This window comes from Kribbella sp. NPDC050470, from assembly GCF_044458365.1.
Taxonomy (GTDB): domain Bacteria; phylum Actinomycetota; class Actinomycetes; order Propionibacteriales; family Kribbellaceae; genus Kribbella.
In genome coordinates, this window is sequence record NZ_JBITHV010000013.1 from 206,523 (window position 1) to 224,151 (window position 17,629).

The 17,629-nt window shown below is 69.8% G+C and carries 13 protein-coding genes; 9 read left to right on the plus strand and 4 right to left on the minus strand.

Annotated features, from left to right (window positions below; genetic code table 11):
• Window positions 1-26: 26 nt before the first annotated feature.
• A complete protein-coding gene (locus tag ACIBGM_RS36630; protein ID WP_396388159.1) occupies window positions 27-2,789 on the minus strand; it encodes an ATP-binding protein in 2,763 nt (920 codons plus the stop codon).
• 208 nt (window positions 2,790-2,997) lie between these two features.
• Here ACIBGM_RS36630 and ACIBGM_RS36635 point away from each other — a divergent pair, with 208 nt between their 5' ends.
• From ACIBGM_RS36635 to ACIBGM_RS36655, 5 genes are all read left to right on the plus strand, one after another.
• Window positions 2,998-5,787, plus strand: coding sequence for an ATP-binding protein (locus tag ACIBGM_RS36635; RefSeq protein WP_396388160.1), 2,790 nt, complete (start codon window positions 2,998-3,000; stop codon window positions 5,785-5,787).
• 114 nt (window positions 5,788-5,901) lie between these two features.
• Complete coding sequence (locus tag ACIBGM_RS36640) at window positions 5,902-6,507, plus strand: molybdopterin-dependent oxidoreductase (protein WP_396388161.1); 606 nt, start codon at window positions 5,902-5,904, stop codon at window positions 6,505-6,507.
• Window positions 6,508-6,533: 26 nt separating this feature from the next.
• A complete protein-coding gene (locus tag ACIBGM_RS36645) occupies window positions 6,534-7,478 on the plus strand; it encodes an NAD-dependent epimerase/dehydratase family protein (RefSeq protein WP_396388162.1) in 945 nt (314 codons plus the stop codon).
• Window positions 7,475-8,896 carry an aldehyde dehydrogenase family protein gene (locus ACIBGM_RS36650; RefSeq protein ID WP_396388163.1) on the plus strand — a complete coding sequence of 474 codons (1,422 nt, stop codon included), beginning with the start codon at window positions 7,475-7,477 and terminating at the stop codon, window positions 8,894-8,896. The genes ACIBGM_RS36645 and ACIBGM_RS36650 overlap by 4 nt, the downstream gene beginning before the upstream one ends.
• A gap of 61 nt (window positions 8,897-8,957) precedes the next feature.
• Complete coding sequence (locus ACIBGM_RS36655; RefSeq protein ID WP_396388164.1) at window positions 8,958-9,830, plus strand: enoyl-CoA hydratase/isomerase family protein; 873 nt, start codon at window positions 8,958-8,960, stop codon at window positions 9,828-9,830.
• On the opposite strand, the gene ACIBGM_RS36660 is transcribed toward ACIBGM_RS36655, so the two are convergent.
• Window positions 9,820-11,043 (minus strand): multidrug effflux MFS transporter, encoded by a 1,224-nt coding sequence (locus ACIBGM_RS36660; protein ID WP_396388165.1) that lies wholly within the window; start codon window positions 11,041-11,043, stop codon window positions 9,820-9,822. The two genes, ACIBGM_RS36655 and ACIBGM_RS36660, sit on opposite strands and share 11 nt — an antisense overlap.
• The gene (locus tag ACIBGM_RS36665; protein WP_396388166.1) at window positions 11,040-12,065 is read right to left on the minus strand and encodes a zinc-dependent alcohol dehydrogenase family protein; all 1,026 of its coding nucleotides are present in this window, start codon (window positions 12,063-12,065) and stop codon (window positions 11,040-11,042) included. The genes ACIBGM_RS36660 and ACIBGM_RS36665 overlap by 4 nt, the downstream gene beginning before the upstream one ends.
• Before the next feature lie 134 nt (window positions 12,066-12,199).
• Between ACIBGM_RS36665 and ACIBGM_RS36670 the strand changes: the two genes are divergently transcribed.
• Window positions 12,200-13,078 carry a helix-turn-helix transcriptional regulator gene (locus ACIBGM_RS36670; protein WP_360531487.1) on the plus strand — a complete coding sequence of 293 codons (879 nt, stop codon included), beginning with the start codon at window positions 12,200-12,202 and terminating at the stop codon, window positions 13,076-13,078.
• Here the strand turns inward: ACIBGM_RS36670 and ACIBGM_RS36675 are convergent.
• Window positions 13,068-14,240, minus strand: coding sequence for an epoxide hydrolase family protein (locus ACIBGM_RS36675; protein WP_396388167.1), 1,173 nt, complete (start codon window positions 14,238-14,240; stop codon window positions 13,068-13,070). The two genes, ACIBGM_RS36670 and ACIBGM_RS36675, sit on opposite strands and share 11 nt — an antisense overlap.
• 81 nt (window positions 14,241-14,321) lie before the next feature.
• Here ACIBGM_RS36675 and ACIBGM_RS36680 point away from each other — a divergent pair, with 81 nt between their 5' ends.
• From ACIBGM_RS36680 to ACIBGM_RS36690, 3 genes are all read left to right on the plus strand, one after another.
• On the plus strand, window positions 14,322-14,888 hold the full coding sequence (locus tag ACIBGM_RS36680) for a CGNR zinc finger domain-containing protein (RefSeq protein ID WP_396388168.1): 567 nt from the start codon (window positions 14,322-14,324) through the stop codon (window positions 14,886-14,888).
• Between the two features lie 87 nt (window positions 14,889-14,975).
• Window positions 14,976-16,283, plus strand: a complete 1,308-nt coding sequence (locus ACIBGM_RS36685) for a MarR family transcriptional regulator (protein ID WP_396388169.1) — start codon at window positions 14,976-14,978, stop codon at window positions 16,281-16,283.
• 10 nt (window positions 16,284-16,293) lie between these two features.
• On the plus strand, window positions 16,294-17,628 hold the full coding sequence (locus ACIBGM_RS36690) for an extracellular solute-binding protein (RefSeq protein ID WP_360531475.1): 1,335 nt from the start codon (window positions 16,294-16,296) through the stop codon (window positions 17,626-17,628).
• Window position 17,629 lies beyond the last annotated feature (1 nt).

The window sequence follows — 17,629 nt, forward strand, 5'->3', positions numbered from 1 at the left end:
GGCTTCGCGCCCAGTCCCTGCGTTCGTCAGGTGGCTCGACTACCGGTGGCCGACTGGCGGAGTTGGCGACGGGTGGTGACGCCGAGCTTGGTGAACACCTTGCGCAGGTGCCACTCGACCGTCCGCGGGCTGAGGAAGAGAACGGCGCCGATCTCGTTGTTCGTCAGGCCGTCCGCCACCAGTCTGGCGATGTGGGCTTCCTGGGTGCTCAGGTCCCCGGGGCTCTCCGTGCTGCGACGGCTGACGGTCTCTCCGGTCGCCCGGAGTTCCTTGCGGGCGCGTTCGGCGAAGCCTTCGACCCCCATCGCCGCCAGGTTCTCGTACGCCGTCCGGAGTTGTGCTCGTGCGTCGGTACGGCGATCCTCGCGCCGCAGCCACTCGCCGTACCGGAGCTGCGCTCGGGCGTGTTCGGCGCGCAGCGTGGTGTGTCCGAGTCGCTCGATCTCCTCGCGGTAGCAGTCTTCTGCCGCGCTCCCGCTCCGCAGCAGGGCGTTGCGCCCGGCGAGTACGCCGAGCGCAGCCTCGGTCCCGCTCGCTGTCGCGAAGGTCGAGAGCTGTTCGAGCGCGTCCGCGGCTTCGGAGGTGTTGCCACTGCGCACTCCGGCCTCGACGAGCTCGGCCAGCGCCCACTTCGGCGGTCCGAGCTCGAGCGGCGAGGCGGCGCCGGTCCGGGCTGCCTCGAGTGCTTCGTCGTACCGGCCGAGGCCGTTGCACATGATCGCCTGGAACCAGCTGATCATGTTCAGGCCGACACCCTCGCCGCGCACGGTGATGTCGTCGTGGATCCGCTTGAACTGGGGCTCGGCGACCGCGGCCCGGCCCCGGATCGCGTTCAGGCTCACCTCGCCGTACGGGATCATCGCGTTCTGGCCGCCGGTGATGTCGGCGACCCATTCGGCCTCCGCGACGAGTGCCTCGGCCTCGCCAAGGTCGCCGCTGTACAGGTCGTAGATGATCCGGCTGTTGATGGCCACCGGCAGCACACCGAGGGCGCCGATGGTCCGGATCGCGTCGAGGTGCCGCTGGGTGAGGATGCCCCAGTTGAGGTCGTCCAGCAGGTCGGTTGCGACGCACGCGGCCAGCCAGGCAAAGCGCACCGCCTCGTCCATCGTCAGCTCGTCGCGCCCGAACGCCTGCACGGTGTCGAGCAACCCGGGAGCAGCTGCCGGGTACCCGTCGGTGTAGAGGACGGCGATGCCTTGCAGCAGCAGGTCGGACTTGCTCGGCGCCGACGGCACCTGCAGCTCACGCATTGCCTCCGCTACCTGCTGCATCCCGATGTCGGAACCGGAGACGAGCCGGCCGGCGAACATCGCCGCGGCGAGCGCGTCCAGGTATGTCTCCCGGGCGAGCCTCGGGTTCGTCGACTCCAGCCGGCGGGCGGCGGCGAGAAGTAGCGGCAGGCCCTTGTTGCCATGCTCGGAGTAGTGCGCGATTTGGGCGCGTTGGAGCTGCACCAACGCTCCCTCCGCCTCGGACAGCGGCCCGGCCTGGGCGGACGCGAGCAGGCTCAACGCATCCTGGAAGGAGCCCGCGGTCGCCTTCGCTTGCGCGGCGGTCAGGGAGCGTTGCGCCCGGCGGGCTGGGTCGGGTGTGAGGGACGCGGCGGCTTGCAGGAACGCGGCGGCGGCCGCGACTCCGCCGCGACCGAGGGCACGGACGGCCGATTGATCGAGCTCGGCGGCCACGGTCTCGTCGGGTCCGGCCGCGGCCCGCGCGCGGTGCCACGCGCGGAGATCCGGGGCCTCGTCCGGATCGGTCGCCGCTGCGAGCGCTTCGTGCGCGGTACGGCGTTCGTCCGTCGTCGACATCCGGTAGGCGGTCGACCGGATGAGTGGGTGCCGGAACTCGACCCGGTGGCGCAGCTCGAGCAGGCCGGCCGTGTCGACGCTCTCCATGGTCTCGATACCCAGGCGGTGAGCTGCCCGCCGGAGCAGGTCGATGTCTCCGGCCGGTTCGGCGGCAGCCAGCAGGAACAGCTGGCGGGACTCCGGGGGAAGCGCCTGCAGTTGGCGCTGGAAACCTTCCTCCAGGCGGCTGACGATCGTCTCCTCGCCGGCCGGTTCGTCGACGGACCCGAACGCGAGCTCGGTGGCGGACAGCTGCCGGGGGAGCTCGAGCAGGGCGAGTGGGTTGCCGTGGGCCTCGGCCAGGATCCGGTCGCGCACCTGCGGGTCGAGCGCGGCGGACATCGCCGACTCGAGCAACGCGGCGGCTTCGATGCCGGCGAGACCACGCAATGGCAGGTCCGGGAGTCCGGAAAGCTTCGGCACGTCGTCCGTCGTACGGACCGCGAAGACCATCGCGATCCGCTCGGCTCGGAGCCGACGGGCAACGAACTCGAGCGTCTGCGCGGACGCATGGTCGAGCCACTGGGCATCGTCGACGACACAGAGGAGCGGCTGCTCGTCGGCCACTGCGCTCAGGAGGGTCAGCACGCCCAGACCGACTACGAACTGATCCGGCTGGCTGCCCGTTCGCATCCCGAACGTGGCGGCCAGCGCGTCCCGCTGCGGAGCCGGCAGGCCTTCCAGCCGATCGAGGAAGGGAGCGCACAGCTGATGCAGGCCGGCGAACGGGAGCTCCATCTCCGACTGCACGCCGGCCGCCCGGATCACCCGGCAGTCCGTGACGTCGTGGAGCAGGAACTGGAGCAGCGCGGTCTTGCCGATCCCCGCCTCACCGCGCAGGACGAGCACCTGGCTCCGGCCGTCCCGAGCACTCGCGACGAGCCGGCGGAGCGTTTCGCACTCGCTGACGCGCCCGCGCAAGCCTGGCCAACTTGCCATCGAAAACCGTCCCCGACTGTGGCGGTCCCGGTGAGGGGAGGAAGGGGCGGTCCCGCCCCACCTTTCCACCGCCACGCCGCCCCGGCAATGGGCAACCCGCGGCGGGGATCTTTCCGCCAAGCGCGCATCCCGGTGACTCGTTGCCCCCGGCCCTACCGGTAGGACGTCCTTTGCCGTTGCTCGGCTGATCTCGTAGTGGGACCGTGGGGTGGAATCGCTGGGAGGCCATGTGGCGCCGGGACCGAGCAGTCCGTGGCCGGGTCTGCGCGGTCGGCGCACAGAGTGCGAAACGCTGGCCGGCCTGGTGCAAGCGGCCCGGTCGGGCCGCAGCGCGGTTGTGGTCGTCCTTGGCGAGCCCGGGATCGGGAAGACCGCGATCCTGGACTTCGTCGCGGAGTCTGCACCGGGCGCGCAGACGCTGCGTGTCTCCGGCGTCGAGTCACAGATGGAGCTCGCGTTCGCCGGTCTGCACCAGTTGTGCGGACCGTTGCTCGACGGGCTGGAGCGTCTGCCGCTGCCGCAGGCGAACGCGCTGAGCATCGCTTTCGGGTTGCGGTCCGGAAACCCTCCGGACCGATTTCTGATCGGGCTCGCCGCGTTGACGCTGCTGTCGGAGGCTGCCGGTGACGGGACCCTGGTCTGCCTCGTCGACGACGCGCAGTGGCTGGACCAGGCCTCCGCCGAGGCGCTGACGTTCGTTGCGCGCCGGCTGGTGGCCGAGGCGGTCGTGCTGGTCTTCGCCGTCCGAACCGGCCAGGATCCGCAGAAGTGGGCTGGCCTCCCGTACCTGACGCTCCGCGGCCTGCCGGAGGAGGACGCCGAGGCGCTGCTCGACTCGGCCTTGACCGGTCCCGTGGACGACCGGGTTCGCCGGCGGATCCTGGCGGAGGCGCATGGCAACCCGCTCGCGCTGCTCGAGCTGCCGCGCTGGTGGACGACGGCCGAACTGACCTTCGGGCCGCAGCCGGCCCAGCCGGGGACGTTGACGAGGCGGATGGAGGAGGGCTTCCGCCGGGAGTTGGAGACGCTGCCGGGGCAGTCACGCCGGCTGCTGCTCACCGCGGCCGCCGAGCCGCTCGGTGACGTCGGCTTGCTGTGGCGGGCAGCGGCCCGGATCGGGCTCGGCGTCGATGACGCCGTACCGGCACAGAAGGCCGGCCTGATCGAGCTGCAGGACACTGTTCGGTTCCGGCATCCGCTGGTCCGGTCGGTGGCCTACGGATTCGCGGCCACTCCGGAGCGGCAGGCGGTGCACCGGGCACTCGCGGACGCGACGGATCCCGACCTGGATCCGGACCGGCGCGCCTGGCATCTCGCACACGCCGCGACGGGTCCCGACGAAGCCGTCGCCGCCGAGCTCGAGCACTGCGCCGGCCGCGCGCTGGCGCAGGGCGGGCTCGCTGCTGCAGCGGCGTTCCTCGAACATGCGGCGCTGTTGACGCCGGAAGCGGCCGACCGGACCGAGCGCCAGCTCAGCGCCGTCGAGTTGATGCTGCACGCGGGCACTTTCGAAGCCGCGTTGAACCTGCTCGCGGTGGCCGAGCACGGGCCGCTCGGTGACCTGCAGCGCGCTCGGATCGACGTACTCCGGGCGCAGATCGGATTCGCGTCCCGCCGCGGCAACGAGGCGCTGCCAAGACTCCTGGCCGCCGCCCAGCGGCTGGAGCCGTTGGCTGCCGAGCGCGCTCTCGACAGCTACCTGGACGCACTCACCGCGGCGCTGTTCGCCGGGCGCCTGGCGTCCGGGCCGGGGCCGGCGGAGGTGGCGCAGGCAGCGCGCAACGCGCCGTCCTCGACCGCGCGGCTGCGCCGTGGAGATCTGCTCCTGCACGGAGTGGCGGTCCTGTTCGCCGAGAACTACCCGGCCGCGGCGCCGTTGCTCAGGCGAGCGACCGAGGTCTTCGACAGTGACCACCTCTCGCTGGAAGAGGGCGTCCGGTTCATGTGGCTGGCCGCAGTCGTGGCTTCCGACCTCTGGGACGAACGTGCCTGGGATCGGTTGACGCGCCGGCACCTGAGGATCGTCCGCGAGGCTGGCGCGCTCAGCGCGCTGCCGCTCGCGTTGAACACCCGCGTGTACGTCGACCTGTTCGCCGGCGAGCTGTCCGCGGCCGGGGGACTGGTCGAGGAGATCCGTGCGGTCACCGAGGCCGCCGAGACCAGTCTTTCGCCGTACGCCGCGATCGGGCTGGCGGCCTTCCGCGGCCGGGAGGATCCGGCCGCCGCGTTGATTGCGGCCTCGCTGCGCGACGTGACAGCTCGGGGTGAGGGCATCGGCGTCTCGCTGACGAACTGGGCTCGGGCGATGCTGTGCAACGGCCTCGGGCGCTATCCGGAGGCGATGGCCGCCGGGCGCGAGGCGGCCGCGTTCCCGGCGGAGCTGGGGGTGTCGAACTGGGGACTGGTCGAGCTGATCGAGGCTGCGGTGCGCGCCGGTGATCGCACGACGGCGGCTACGGCCTTCGAGCAGCTGTCCGCGATGACGCAGGCGAGCGGCACCGACTGGGCGCTGGGCGTCGCGGCCCGCTCCGAAGCTCAGCTGTACGACGGGACGCCAGCCGAAGACCGCTACCGCGAAGCGATCGACCGGCTCGAACGTACCGCCGTACGCACCGAAGTGGCTCGCGCGCGACTGCTCTATGGTGAGTGGCTGCGACGCGACAACCGTCGAGTCGAGTCGCGGCTGCAGTTGCGTGTCGCCCACGACGCGTTCACGGCGATGGGTATGGCTGGCTTTGCCGAGCGCGCCCGGCATGAGCTGGCGGCAACGGGCGAGACGCCGCGGAAGCGGACTGCCGCCACGCAACTCGACCTCACCGCTCAGGAACTGCACATCGCCCGCCTGGCGGCCCAAGGGCTTTCCAATCCGGAGATCGGCGCCGAGCTCTTCATCAGCCCTCGCACGGTGGAGTGGCACCTGCGCAAGGTGTTCGCCAAGCTCGGCATCAACGCGCGCAGGCACCTGCGCGACGCGCTCAAGACGACCGAGCCCGTCTGAACCGGCCGTGCCAGGGTGCCGGCCAGGGCTACGCACGGGCGCGACCAGGGACCCGCACCGGTCACTCTGAAGAGCGGATCAACGGCCTCGCCAGCCGGATTGGAGCCCCACGTCATGACCACCTTCTCGGCCGGGTTCAGCGGCCGGCCCGAGCGAAGCACCCGGTACGGCGACCTGCCACCGGGCCAGTACGTCACCCGCGATTTCCCGGTGCTGTCCGCCGGACCGACTCCGCGCGTCCCGCTCGACCAGTGGCGGCTGGAGATCAGCGGTGCCGACGGGGTGGTGCGGAGCTGGAGCTGGGACGAGTTCCAGACGCTCGATGCCGAGCAGATCACGGTCAACATCCACTGCGTGACCAGGTGGAGCAAGCTCGACACGAGCTGGACCGGCGTCCCGATCGACACGCTGCTGACCGACGTGGACCTCCCGGGTGACTTCGTGGTCGCGTCGTCGTACGGCGGCTACACCACCAACGTGCCGCTCCGGGACCTGCTCGGCGGCAAGGCCTGGGTGGCTTTCGAGTTCGAGGGACGGCCGCTCGCCCTCGAGCACGGCGGCCCGGCCCGGCTGCTCGTCCCACACCTCTACTTCTGGAAGAGCGCCAAGTGGCTGCGCGGCCTGCGGGTGCAGGAGCGGGACGAACTGGGGTTCTGGGAACAGCTCGGCTACCACGAGTACGGCGACCCGTGGCAAGAGCAGCGGCACTGGAACGACTGACTCGCACGACGGCAGAGGAGAGGACGATGCGCGTTTTCGTGGCAGGGGGCACGGGGGTTGTAGGCCGGCCGGTGGTCGAAGCCCTGGCCGCCAGGGGGCACGAGGTCGTGGCCAGCACGCAGCGGGCCGCCAACCTCGCGATCGTGGAGGGACTGGGAGCGACGGCGGTCCTCATGGACGGGCTCGACGAGGCCTCCGTGCGGCGGGCGCTCCTCGACGTCGCTCCGGAAGTGGTCGTCAACCTGATGACCGCGCTGTCGGCGCCGTCGGACGACTACGGCAAGTGGCTGGCGATCACCAACCGGCTGCGGAGCGAGGGCACGAAGGTGTTGATGAGCGCGGCGCGTGACGCCGGCGCGCACCGAGTGGTCGCGCAGAGCGCGAGCTTCATGACCCAACCCGGATCGGGACCGACGGACGAGACCGCACCGCCGTACCTGGACGCTCCCGGACCGATCGGAGTCCACGTGCAGGCGAATATCGCCGCCGAGGAGATGGTGCTCGATACCCCGGGAATCGACGGCGTCGTGCTTCGCTACGGCTTCCTGTACGGCGACCACACCGCGATCGGCCCTGGTGGGGACATCGCGAAGGCGGTCGAGGCCGGCACGATGCCGATCGTCGGCACCGGCGCCGGCCACTACCCGTTCGTCCACGTCGACGACGCGGTGTGGGCCACCGTGCGGGCAGTCGGGACCGGAGCACCCGGCGTCTACAACATCCTCGACGACGAGCCCGCCCCGCAGGCGGACTGGCTGCCGTTCCTGGCCGGGATCCTCGGCGGCCCGGCGCCGGCCCGGATGTCCGAGGAAGAGGCCGCCGAGCGGTTCGGCGTCCAGAGCGTCTACTACGGCAACCAGTTGCCTGCAGCAAGCAACATGAAGGCGAAGGCCGAGCTGGGCCTGATCTTCGCGCACCCGTCGTGGCGGCAGGGATTCCGCGCGGTCTTCGGTGCGCGGGAGGGGTCATGAACGCCCTGCAGTTCGTCGACGGACGGCTGGTGGGCTCGGCGCACGAGACCAAGTCGATCGCCCCGGCGGACGGCGCCGTACTGGGAACCTACGCCGATGCGGACGCCGAGCAGGCCGCGGAAGCAATCGCGGCGGCGCGACGTGCCTTCGAGGAGACCGACTGGGCCAGGGACCGCCGCCTGCGGCACCGCGTGCTGACCGAGCTCGCCGACGGTGTCGAGCGGCACGCGGACGAGCTGATCACGATGGTCGCGCGGGAGAACGGCAAGATCCTGAAGGATGCCGCGTTCGAGGTGAACCTCTCGGCGCCGAAGTTCCGGTACTACGCCGGCCTGGCGATCAGTCACGACGGGCGCGCCTCCGAGGTGGCGCCCGGACTCCACCTGACCTCCGCGCCCGAGCCGATCGGGGTGGCCGGGATCATCACGCCGTGGAACTCGCCGGTGGCTCTGCTGGTGCGATCACTCGCGCCGGCGCTGGCGGCCGGCTGCACCGCCGTACTCAAGCTGGCCGGACAGACCGGACTGGTGAACGGGCTCTTCCACCAGATCCTCAGCGAGGCCCCGTCGCTGCCCGCCGGGGTCGTGTCGTCGCTGACCGAGTCCGGTGACGAGGTGGCGCGGCTGCTGATCTCGTCGCCCGAGGTCGACGTCGTCAGCTACACCGGCAGCACCCGGGTCGGACGGGTGATCATGGCGAACGCGGCTCCGCAGCTCAAGCGGCTGTCGCTCGAGCTGGGCGGGAAGACGCCGATGATCGTCTTCGACGACGCCGAACTCGACGCGGCGGTGCCGGTTCTCACGGCAGCGGTGACCACGTTCACCGGCCAGTTCTGCATGACGGGCAGCCGCATCCTCGTGCAGCGGGGGATCGCGGACCGGCTGCGCGACCGCCTGGTCGAGTCGTTGTCCGCCGTCCGCGTCGGGCCTGGTGACGATCCTGACAGTGAGATGGGGCCGATGATCGACGCGGCCAACGCTCGTCGGGTCGACGCGATCGTCGAGGAAGCGAGCAAGTACGGCGTTGCGCTCGTGCGAGGCGGGATCCGGCAGGCCGACAGCGCGTACTACCACCCGTCGCTGGTGGCGGTCGACGATCCGCAGGCGGACATCGTGCAGCACGAGGTCTTCGGCCCGGTCGCCACCTTCGAGACGTTCGATTCCGAGGACGACGCGGTCCGGGTGGCCAACGCGACCGAGTACGGCCTGGCCGCGTCCGTCTGGACCCGCGACGTCGATCGGCCGCGCAGAGTCGGGCGCCGGCTACGGGTCGGCACGGTCTGGACCAACACCTGGGCCATGGTCACCGACGAGTTCGAGGAGGGCGGCTTCAAGCAGAGCGGGATCGGCCGGCTCAACGGTCCGCGCGGATTGGAGGAGTTCCAGGAGCACAAGACGTACGCGCACTTCACCGGCTGATCCCGGCGACCAGGGATTTCGACGGGCGCGAGCGTGCCTTCCTCGTCGGAGGGTAGGCATTGTGAGCAGCGAGGCAGTGGTCGCGAAACCTCGGACGCAGTTCGTCGTCGACGAGGTCTCACCGTCGTACTGGAAAGTGACGTTCTGCAACGGGCCTGTCAACCTGCTGGACGCGGACTCCGTCGAGCAACTCTCCGACCTTGTCACCCGGATCGAGGAGGCACCCGCGCTGACCGTGGTCGTCTTCGGCAGTGCGAATCCCGACTACTTCATGGCGCACTGGGACCTGCGCGCGGATCGTGGTCGGGTGGCGGCGATGCCGCCCGGCCCGACCGGGATGCACCCCTACCTCGACGGCCTGATCAGGCTGAGCAAGGTGCCGGCGGTGACGATCTGCGCGATCCGCGGACGCGTCCGCGGCGCCGGCAGCGAGTTCGCGCTGGCGACCGACCTGCGGTTCGCGGGGGACAAGGCGATCCTCGGACACTTCGAGGTCGGCCTGGGCACCGTCCCGGGCGGCGGGTCGATGGCCCGGCTCGCCCGGCTCGTCGGCCGGGGACGCGCGGCGGAGATCCTGCTCGGAGCCGACGACATCCCGGCCGAGCTGGCCGAGCGCTACGGCTACGTCAACCGCGTCCTGCCCGACGCCGACCTGGACGGTTTCGTCGACGGCTTCGCCCGGCGCATCGGCACCTTCGACAAGACCGCAGTCACCGACACCAAAGCCTTGCTGGACTTGGCATCTCTGCCACCCGACGACGAGTTCGCCCCCGGCCTCGCGGCCTTCTTCCGCACCGCGCGCCGCCCCGAGAACGCAGCCCGGGTCCGCTACCTCTTCGATCACGGCCTCCAGACCCCCCACGGAGTCGAGCAGAACCTGGGTCAGGTGGTCGGCGACCTCCCCAACGCGATCCGCGACTGGCTCAGCGACTGACGCGCCTCGCTACGACGAGGAGACCGGTCAGGGATGTAGCGGCGCCGGCGATCATCAAGGTGGCCATGGGGACGGCGGTGTGGTCGCCGCCCAGGCCGGCGATCGGAGCGATGACGCCGGCGGCGACCCATTGGACGAAGCCCTGGACGGCGGATCCCGTGCCGGGATGGTCCGGTACGGCGGCCGACGCGAGCGCGCCGCCGTTCGGGATGATCAGGCCTTGCGCGGTCATCAGGACGAAGAAGCAGATCATCGCCAGGACCAGTGGAGTGTCGAACCACAGGGCGCCGATCAGCATTCCGAGGCCCGCCGCGAGCGCGGCGAATTGGCCGGTCAGGATGAGCTTGCGGGTGGCGACGTGGCCGGCGAGGCGGGCGGCGACGAGGGCGGCCACGGTCATGCCCCCGGCGTTGGCGGCGAAGTCGACCGAGTAGGCGACCGGCGACAGGCCGTTCATGGACTGCAGGACGAAGGCCGATGTGGCGACGTAGGCGAAGAGCGCGCCCATCGAGGATCCGGCGACGATGACGTAGCCGACGTACTCGCGGTTGCCGAGCACGACTCGAGCAGCCGTGCCGAAGGTCCGCAGACCACCGCCGTGACGGCGCTCCGGTGGCAATGACTCCGGTACGGCGACCAGGACTGCCACGATCATCGCGACGCCGAGAGCGGCCACGGCCCAGAACGAGACCCGCCAATGCGACAACTGGAGGATGGCGGCGCCGAGGAGTGGGCCGACGATCGGGGCGATGCCGCCGACACCGGCGATGACGTTGAGGACGCGGACGAGCTGGGCGCCGCGAGCTAGGTCGACGATCACCGCGCGGCCGATCACCATCGCCCAGCCGCCGGCGAACCCCTGCACGAACCGCGCCGCGGTCATCACGCCGATCGAGGGCGTGAGGGCGCACACGATCGAGGCAGCGGTCATCGCGAGGATCGCGGCGAGCAGGGGCCGGCGGCGGCCGCGTTGGTCCGAGACCGGTCCGCCGACCAACTGCCCGAGTGCCATCCCGACGAAGAACGTCGTGAGCGTGAGCTGGACCTGGGTAGCAGTCGTGCTCAGCTCACCGGCGACCTGCGGGAAGGCCGGCACGTACATGTCCGTGGCGAGTGGCGCGATCGCGGTCAGGAACACCACGGTCGCCACCAGCCCGACTGTCAGCCGAGCCTCCCGCCGTACCTCGGGTGGAAGCGCCAGCGAAGTGGTCACGGGCGGAGGAGAACCTTGATGGCTTTGCGGGTGTGCATCGCCTCGTAGCCGGCGGCGGCCTCGTCGAGGGGGAGCTCGAGGTCGAAGACGCGTCCGGGGCGGATGGTGCGGTTCGCGATGCGGTCCATGAGGTCGGGCAGGTACTGCCGGACCGGGGCCGGTCCACCGTGCAGGTGGACGTGGGAGAAGAACAACTCGTCGCCGTTCAACGTGACGTCGTGGGTGACCCCGACGTACCCGATGTGACCGCCGGCCCGGGTGGAGCGAATCGCTTGCAGCATGGACTCCTGGGTGCCGACGGCCTCGATCACCGAGTGCGCACCCAGCCCGTTCGTGAGGGCCTTGATCTGCTCGACTCCGTCGTCACCGCGTTCGGTGACGATGTCGGTGGCCCCGAACTCGAGCGCGAGCTTCTGCCGGTCCGAGTGCCGGCTCATCGCGATGATCCGCTCGGCCCCCAACTGCTGAGCAGCCATCACCCCGAGCAGTCCGACCGCGCCGTCACCGACGACCGCAACCGTCTTCCCCGGACCGGCCTGAGCGGCGACCGCCGCAAACCATCCAGTGCCCAGTACGTCGGAAGCCGCCAGGAAGTCCGGCACCAAGTCGGCGTCCGGGACCTCGGGCGTCGCGACCAGGGTCCCGTCGGCCAGCGGCACGCGCATCCGTTGCGACTGTGCGGCGCCCGAGGTGCCGAGGATCTCCCGGTTGACGCAGGACGTCTGGTACCCGGCCCGGCAGATCTCGCAGGTGTTGTCCGAGGCGAAGAACGACCCGACCACGAACTGGCCCGGTGTGACCGTGGTCACCGCGGAGCCGATCTCCTCGACGATCCCGGCGTACTCGTGACCCATCGGCAGCGGCTCGTCGATCTTGTCGGCGCCTCGGTACGGCCACAGGTCGGACCCGCAGATACAGGTCGCCGACAGCCGGATGATCGCGTCCGTCGGCTTCAGGATGGCCGGCTCGGGCCGGTCCTCGACCCGGACCTCGCCCGGGGCGTACATCACGACACCACGCATCGGTGGAACTCTCCTTGGTTCGAGTGGATTGCCGAGTCCAGGGAACCCGAGCCCGCTGCGCCGAGGGAGTCTCTTTCGTGAGGTGTACTGACAGTGCATCCCAGGCAGCCGGAGGACGTCGTACCGTCGTTGCCATGGACAATCGTGCCGAGGTCCGCGAGTTCCTGGTCTCGCGACGAGCCAAGGTGACCCCGCAGCAGGCGGGGCTTCCGGACGTGGGCTCGCGGCGGGTGCCCGGACTGCGCCGGGTCGAGGTGGCGGCGCTCGCGGGCGTGAGCGTCGAGTACTACTCCAAGCTCGAACGCGGCGCGCTCGGCGGTGTCTCCGCCTCCGTCCTGGACGCGATCGCCCGCGCGCTGCAACTCGACGACGCCGAACGGACGCACCTGTTCCACCTGGCCCACGCGGCCGACGGCACCAGCGCCGGGATGCGTCCGCGCCGCCGTGCCGGCAAGCGGTGGACACCGCGGCCCAGCCTGCAGTGGGTGCTCGACAAGTTCACCGCGCCGGCGATCGTCCGCAACGGACGGATGGATCTCCTGGCCTGCAACCACCTCGGCCGGGCGATGCACGAAGCGGTGTACCGGTCCGCGGCCGGCGCGCAGCCGAACTTCGCCAGGTTCACGTTCCTGGACCTGGACGCCGCCCGCGACTTCTACCCCGACTGGGACACCGCCGCCGACACCTGCGTCGCCATCCTGCGCACCGAAGCCGGCCGCGACCCGCACGACAAGGAGCTGCACGACCTGGTCGGCGAGTTGTCCACCCGCAGCGAAGATTTCCGCCGCCTCTGGAGTGCCCACAACGTGCGCCAGCACGGCGCGGGCACCAAGCACTTCCACCATCACGACGTCGGCGATCTGGAGCTCGCCTACGAGAGCGTCGACATGATCTCCGACCCCGGACTGACGCTCACTCTGTACGCCGCCGAGCCCGGCTCACCCACGGCGCAAGCCCTCGACCTTCTTGCCTCCTGGGTCGCCCCGACGACACCAGCCGCGTTCACCGATTAGCGGCCAGCACTGCCGCGAGGCCTTCCTGCAGATCTTCGACGAAGTACTCGGGAACCTCCAGCGAAGGGAAATGTCCTCCGCTTTCGGGCGAATTCCATCGCACGATCTGCCGGTACCGCTCCTGTGCCCAGGGGCGCGGGTATTTCTCGATGTCGCGGGGATACATGGTGATGGCGGTCGGGACATCGACCCGAAGTTCGGGGTCCAGCGAGTTGTGGCTTTCGTAGTAAATGCGGGCCGACGACGCGCCGGACCGCGTCAGCCAGTACAGGGTGACGTCGTCGAGAATGCGGTCCCGGGAAATCGTCTCGAACGGGCTGTCTTCGGTGTCCGACCATTCGGCGAACTTGTCGAGGATCCAGGCAAGAAGCCCGACCGGTGAGTCGACGAGCGAGTAGCCGATGGTCTGCGGCCGGGTCGCCTGCTGCTTCGCGTACGCCGCACGCCGACGCCAGAAATCATGGGTTTCCTCGGTCCACTGGCGCTCGATCGCCGTCAGTCCGTCCGTGGTCAACCCGGGTGGTGCCTCTGCGAACGTGGTGTGGATGCCGAGCACGTGGTCCGGGAACCTGCCGCCGAGGACCGTGGTGATATTTCCTCCCCAGTCGCCGCCGTGGGCCGCGAACTTGCGGTAGCCGAGCCGTCCCATCAGTTCCACCCAGGCGGCCGCGATCTTCTCGGTTCCCCACCCGGTGCTGGCCGGTTTGTCGCTGTAACCAAAGCCGGGGAGCGAGGGAACGACGACGTGGAACGCCGGCGCGTCTGCGTTCTTCGGATCTGCCAGTTCGTCGACCACATCGACGAACTCCGCAATGCTGCCTGGCCAGCCGTGCGTCAAGATCAGCGGAGTGGCATCTGCGCGCGCGGATCGGCGGTGCAGGAAGTGGATTCCCAGCTCGTCGATCGTCGTGCGGAATTGGCCGATCCGGTGCAGGCGATCTTCGAACGACCGCCAGTCGTATCCGGTACGCCAGTAGTTCACGACATCGACGAGGTCGGCGAGCGGAACGCCCTGGTCCCATCGGCGGGGACCGGGCGCGGCGCCATAGACCGTCTCGGGCTCCGGCAGTCGCGCCGCGGCCAATCGCGCGCGCAACTCGTCGAGGTCGGCGTCGGTTGCGTGGGCTTCGAATGCTTGCACGTCGCTGGTCGGACGGGGCATGAGACCTCCTGGTCATCTAGAACCGTCTAAGACGGTTCTAACATGAAGCCCTGCCGGCCTGCAACCGGCTAAGGTGGTTCAGTGCGTACTGGATTCCCTGACTTCCGCCTCGGTGCCGTGCTGGCGACCAGCTTCACGGGGACTCTTACGGAGCGGCGTGGCAACGCTGTGGAGCGCATTCCCACGCCGCAGCGACTCATCGACTGGCTGGCGGTGAACGGACTCGCCGTGGACTCCTGCACCCCTGCCCAGCTCGACCTCGCCCGGGAACTGCGGGAGTCGATCCACGCCGCCGCGACAGCGGCCGCGATCCAGGACGCTTTTCCTGCAGCCGCTGTCCAAGTCATCAACGACCGCAGCGCTCAGGGCCGGGCCGCGGCGATCCTGACACCCGAGGGTCAGCGGCGTTGGCAGCTCAGCTCGGCTTCCTGCGTGGAAGACGCCCTCAGCGTGATCGCCGCCGACGCGATCAGCATCATCGCCGGCGAACGCGACGGAAAGCTGGCCTTGTGTGCCTCGCCGACCTGCCGAGCCGCCTTCTTCGACACCAGCCAAAGTCGCACTCGCAAGTGGTGTGACATGAACACCTGCGGGAATCGCCAGAAGAAGGCGCGCTTCATCGCGAACCACCCCAAGAACTCGGCCTGAGGTCTTGACCTGACCCCCCGACGCACGTCACCTTGGTGCGGATCGGATTTACGAGTCACTTCCGAACCTGGTTCGTAAAGGAGTGTCGTGGCGATTGTGATCGGGGTCGTGACCCACTCGACCCACCGGGTGCTGTTCCGGGAAGCAGCCAGCACGCTCGGTGGCGTCGACCTGGAATGGGTCAGCTACGACCACGAGGAGGAGATCCGCGACAAGGTCTCCGAGTTCGTCGCGAACACGCGCCTGGACGGCTTCCTGGCCGGACCGGTTCCGTACACGGCCAGCCGCGAGCTGCTGCCACCCGGCCTACCGGTCGGCGTGATCAGGTCGTCCGCGCTGGACCTGACCCTGGCCCTCTACCGCGCCCAGGAACGCGGCTGGGGCCGGACCCCGGTCAGCATCGACACGTTCCCGAAGGAGGCGGTCGAGGCGGTCGCCACCGCGCTCGAGCTCGACCAGGACGCGATCGACTGCTTGCCCTACGCACCGACCCAGAGTGTCGAGGACATCGTCGACTTCCACCGGGCCGCGTTCCACCGGTTCGGCGATCGCAGCTACGTGATCAGTGTCCGGGCCGCTGTCCGCGAACAGCTCCGGGACGAGATCCCGATCATGAGCGGGATGCCGGTGCCGGCCACGATCCGGACCGAGCTGCACGAGCTCGCGCTGCGGATCGAGTCCGAGCGGGCCAGCGCGCAGCGGTTCGCGGCCGGGGTGTTCCTGATCTCCCGGTCGGCCGACGAGGAACGCGCCCGGGTCGGCCTGATGAACCTGCTGCTCAACACCCCCGAGTTCGCCGGCGCCTGGATCGAGGACCGGGGACCGCGCGGTGTCGTCGTGTTCGCCCACAAGGCGTTGTTCGAACGCGTGACCCGCAACTGGGTCGCCGTACCGGCTCTGGCCGAGGCGGCGACCGCGCTCGGCGTCCAGGTGTCGGCCGGCTTCGGCGTCGGCGTGTCCGCCCGCAACTGCGTGCTGCTCGCGGAGCAGGCCGCCAGGCGGGCGGAGGTCGAGGACGAGCCGTGCGCGTACCTGATCGAGGACAGCGGCGTGATCATCGGCCCGATGGGGCCGGTGCGGGAGGCGCCGCTCAGCTACTCCTACCGCGAGCACGGGGACGAGGTGGAACAGCTCGCGAAGAACGTCGGCCTCAGCGCCGCCACGGTCTCCCGGCTCGCGGCGCTGGACCACGAACTGCAGGGTCGCGCGATCTCGCCCGGTGAGCTCGCCGACCGGCTCGGCATCACGGATCAGAGCGGGCGCCGGCTGATCCGCACTCTCGACGCTGGGGGCCTGGTGAGCGTCGAAGGCACTGCTCAGCACCACCGGAAAGGACGCCCGACGCGTCTGTACCGGCTCCGCATCTCCCAAGCCCTCCTGCATCGACAGTCTTGAAGGGAATCCCATGGAGCTCAACCGCCGCCAGGTCCTGAAGCTCGCCGGCCTCGGCATCGCCCTCCCCAGCGCATCGACCCTGCTCTCCGCCTGCTCCAACGACGACTCCTCCGGCGGTGGCGCCGGCGACGGCACCGTGAAGTTCGAGGGCTGGGACTACGAGGCAGCCCTGGTCCAGAAGAACCTCGACCGGTTCAGCCAGCAGAACAGCATCAAGGTGGACTACACCCCGATCACCAGCGCGCAGTACGTCCAGAAGGTCGTCGCCGAGTTCACCGGTGGCGGCGGCCCCGACGCCCTCTACGTGTACGACGACTCGCTCGCCGCCTGGGTCGAGGGCGACTACCTGCAGCCGCTGGACGGGATGCCCGGCGTCGACGAGGTGTACGACGCGATCTACCCGGGTAACGCGACCGCGATGACCTACCAGGGCAAGCGCTACGGCCTGCCGTACTACACCGACGCGAACTCGCTGACGTACAACTCCGAGATCCTGGCCAAGGCCGGGATCACCAAGCCGCCGGCCAGTCTCGAGGAGCTGGAGGCGCAGGCGCTGAAGATCAAGAACGCCGGTCTGCTCGAGTACCCGATCGGCGTTCCCGCGCAGCTGTCCGACACCTGGTGGTCCTGGGTGTGGGCGCTGGTGTTCGCCAGCGGCGGCAACATGTTCGACGACCAGCAGAACGCGGTCATGAACACGTCCGACACCGTGGTGAAGGACGTCTTCGCCTGGTTGCAGCAGGCCGCGAACAAGTCGAAGGTGATCGACCCGGCCTGCCTGCAACTGCTGCCGGTCCCGATCGACAACGCGATGAAGGCCGCCCGGTACGCCTACACGATCGGCGCCCGGTACGCGAACCGCGACTACAACGACCCGGCCAAGTCGAAGGCGGCCGGCAAGATCAAGATGGCGCTCGTACCGAGCCTGGACGGCCAGGTGCACGGCACCGTCAGCAATACCCGGCTGTACGGGCTGGCGAAGGACACCGAGGTCAAGGACAACGCGTTCAAGCTGCTCACCTACCTCGGCGGGCTCGACGCGGACAAGAAGCCGTACACCGCGCGGTACTGGTTCCTCGAGCGCGGTCTCGGCTTCGCCTACAAGTCGATGGCGACCGACCCGGAGATCGTGGCGTCGCTGAAGAAGTTCGCCGACCCGGCCGTCTACGCCCAGCTGGCCGAGATCGCCAAGCCCCGCAACGTGCTCGGGGTGCCCTGGTACACCGAGTTCGAGACCGAGATGCACAAGGTCGTGCAGGGCGTGCTGAGCAACCAGACCCAGCCGTCCGCGGCGGTCGGCAGCCTGGCCCAGACGGTCGACACCCTGAAGAAGAAGTACAACTGAG